The organism is Pseudoalteromonas sp. SR44-8, from assembly GCF_014163635.1.
GTDB lineage: Bacteria > Pseudomonadota > Gammaproteobacteria > Enterobacterales > Alteromonadaceae > Pseudoalteromonas > Pseudoalteromonas rhizosphaerae.
The window spans coordinates 1-3,040 of record NZ_JACJDS010000076.1 but is presented as its reverse complement, the minus strand read 5'-3'; the positions used below and the strand labels follow the sequence as shown (position 1 = coordinate 3,040).

General features: G+C 38.2%; 3 protein-coding genes. 2 read left to right on the top strand and 1 reads right to left on the bottom strand.

Annotated features, from left to right (window positions below):
- Positions 1-278 precede the first annotated feature (278 nt).
- Positions 279-1,400, top strand: coding sequence for a DUF5610 domain-containing protein (locus H5183_RS21340; RefSeq protein WP_145242803.1), 1,122 nt, complete (start codon positions 279-281; stop codon positions 1,398-1,400).
- A gap of 63 nt (positions 1,401-1,463) precedes the next feature.
- Entirely contained in the window at positions 1,464-2,279 is an 816-nt protein-coding gene (murI, locus tag H5183_RS21335) for a glutamate racemase (RefSeq protein WP_182732673.1), read from the top strand.
- Here the strand turns inward: murI and H5183_RS21330 are convergent.
- On the bottom strand, positions 2,242-2,721 hold the full coding sequence (locus tag H5183_RS21330) for an RNA-binding protein (RefSeq protein ID WP_145242807.1): 480 nt from the start codon (positions 2,719-2,721) through the stop codon (positions 2,242-2,244). The two genes, murI and H5183_RS21330, sit on opposite strands and share 38 nt — an antisense overlap.
- Positions 2,722-3,040 lie beyond the last annotated feature (319 nt).

The window sequence follows — 3,040 nt, the reverse complement described above, 5'->3', positions numbered from 1 at the left end:
AAGGCTGTACTTAATATTTTTCTTAAGTACCTACCTATGACATGGATGTAAGTAAGGGGCGTGAGCAGGACGCGGAAGCTTTGCTCAATTTTTACTTAGCCCACTAGGTTACAAATCTCGCGCCGCGATTAAATCGCCCCGAGGTTGAACAAATTTTAATCCTTAAAGGTCAACAGGCCCTAATTTTGAGTAATAGCAAATGCTGTTTTTTTGTACATTTTACTTTAGTTATTTATTTTTGGGCCGATACTTAAGTAAGCAAAAATAGGAGTCGGATCATGAAAATTGGCAACTTTGGCTTTGTTCCAAACAACAACGTCAATAAATACAGTAACAAAGCTGCATTACAGCAACCTACAATACAGTCGCCTCAAGATAGTTACCAGCAACGTGGTAAAGAATTAGCAGCAAAAGTGTTAGGTGACAAAATGGCTGAGGCCTTAGGCTTACCTGTCGCGGAAGAGAAAAAAGACAAGCCACTATTTGATTTTGAAGAAATAGTCAAAAACGTTTTGGACTTTGTAACTGGTGCCGTTAAGAAAGCGCAAGTCAATGGAGCCGATAATGAAAAACTCAAAGGTATGCTTAGTGATGCACGCAAAGGTGTGCAAACAGGTATTGATGATGCCTATGGTGAATTAAAAGATACCGGTATTCTAAACGACGAAATTGAGCAGGGCATAGAAAAATCCAAAGAAGGTATTTTTAATGGCCTGGATGAGTTTGAAGAGGATTTATTTAACCCTAAACCGGATTCTGTCAGTGTTACTCAAGCACAGTATTTAAGTTTAAGTAATAATGCTCAGTATAACTTCACCACTGCAGAAGGTGACGAAGTGAGTATTAGTTTTGCTGATGCATTTAAACAGCAATCAGCCAGTAGTTATCAGCGTAATGGTCAAAATGAAGGTTATGCCAGTGCATCATCACAATCGCGGGAGTTATCATTTAGCATGTCAGTAAATGGTGACTTAAACGAAGATGAACAAAAGGCTATTAATGCAATGATGGAAGACTTGCAAAATGTTAGTAAAACATTTTTTGGTGGTGATTTGGAACAAGCCTTTGAACAAGCACAAGAGCTCAACTTAGGCAACGAACAGCTAGTCGCGTTTTCAATGGACTTAAAGCAAACTAAAACGTTTGCAGCAATAAAAGGCTATGAAGAGAATAAACCAACACCAGAGAAAGCTGTGGCTGAAAAAATAGCTCCATTTAATGACGATCTAAAAAATGCCTTTAATAAAGCGGGTGATCTTGGTTTGCAAAATGAACTGTCAGGCATTTTACAATGGTTAAATCAAGACCAAGAGGAAATAGGCAAATTAGTCGACTATACAAAATCAATGTTTGAGCAAATGAATAAATTGCGCTCAGCAGCACTAGAGAGTGAAGCATAAGCTTTATTTTCAGTACACCGCGTGGCAAACTGCTCAGCTTAGTTATTATAAGGAGCGAGTTGTTTGTCACCTCATATCATGGTTTTTGATTCGGGCATTGGTGGTACCACAGTGCTGAAGCATATTCAGCAATACATACCTGATGGCCTTTATAGTTATTTTATGGATAACGCCTACCTACCTTATGGAAAGCTGAGTCAACAAACCATAATTCAGCGCCTCACCGGATTATTAATTTTTATAGAAACACAACAATTACACGTTGATGTGTTAGTTATTGCTTGTAATACCGCATCTACTTCAGCACTGAGCGCACTTCGCGAATTAACCACGATACCGATCGTCGGTGTAGTACCTGCAATTAAGCCCGCCGCTTTATTATCTAAGTCACAGCATATTGCCTTATTGGCCACACCAGCAACAGTACAAAGTAGTTATACACAACAGTTGATAAGCCAGCATGGTCAAGCTGTCACAGTACATTTATATGCAAGTGTTGAACTTGTAACGTTGGCGGAACAAACATATCAAAGTAAAAAGATTATCCAAGACAAACTAGTTGCAGAGCTCGATAGTCTCGCTATTGATAATAGAGTGGATGTAATCGTGTTAGGTTGTACGCATTTCCCAATTTTAGCAAAAGGTTTGAATGAGTATTTTAACAGCACTGTATTATTACTTGATTCCGGCGTAGCAATAGCCAAACGGGTGTGTGCAATACTCAAAGAGCATAATATAGATTGCAGTGATGAGCTTGATGCTAATTGTACAGGCAAGAAAAAGCCGCTACGTTATTACGCAACGGCTTCTATTTATGTTGATAAGCAACCGGTGGAGCTAGTTACGCTGATTGATCCGACTCAGAACGAAAAGAGTTAGATTCATCATCTTGTTTTTGTTTTGCTTCACGAACTTTCAATGTACGTTGTTGGAACTCGCTATCGTTTAATTTTGCAATAGCATTATCAGCATCTAGCTCTGCCATTTCAACAAAGCCAAAGCCACGACGTTTGCCAGTATTTTTATCCTTTAATAGGCGTACATTAAACACTTTACCTTGTTCTTCAAATAAAGCGCGAACTACACCTTCATTTGCACGATAAGGAAGATTGCCCACATAAAGTGTTTTTGTTTTTACTTCGGCTTCTTCTACATCGCCAGATGACATTGCAGCTATAACTACACCACCAATTAATAAACCAGCACCAAATAACAGTGCAGGACTTAATTGTAGGCTCGAAAGCGCAAAATTAACTATAACGAAACCAATAACAGCAAGGATAACTGAAGAGATAAGAGATTTTTGATCGGGTAATTTCATTTTGATCTACCAATAAACAGGAAATAAACATTAATTTAACATTGTGAACTTGCTATCTTAACGCGATAAATGAACATAGCAATGATATTTATGTGAAATAATTTAATTTACATCAAAAAAGACTCGAAAAAGCATCGATTGAGTGTTCTTTTAAAGCGTTTTGCATGCTTTTTGAGCGAACAGTCAAAAGATTGAAAAAAAGTGTTGATCTGTTTTTGGATCTCCCTATAATGCGACCCCACTGAGACGGGAAACGCCAACGCATAGCGAGGCACGAACAACTCAGAGAGTTAAATAAAACTTCGGTTTTAAATATTCG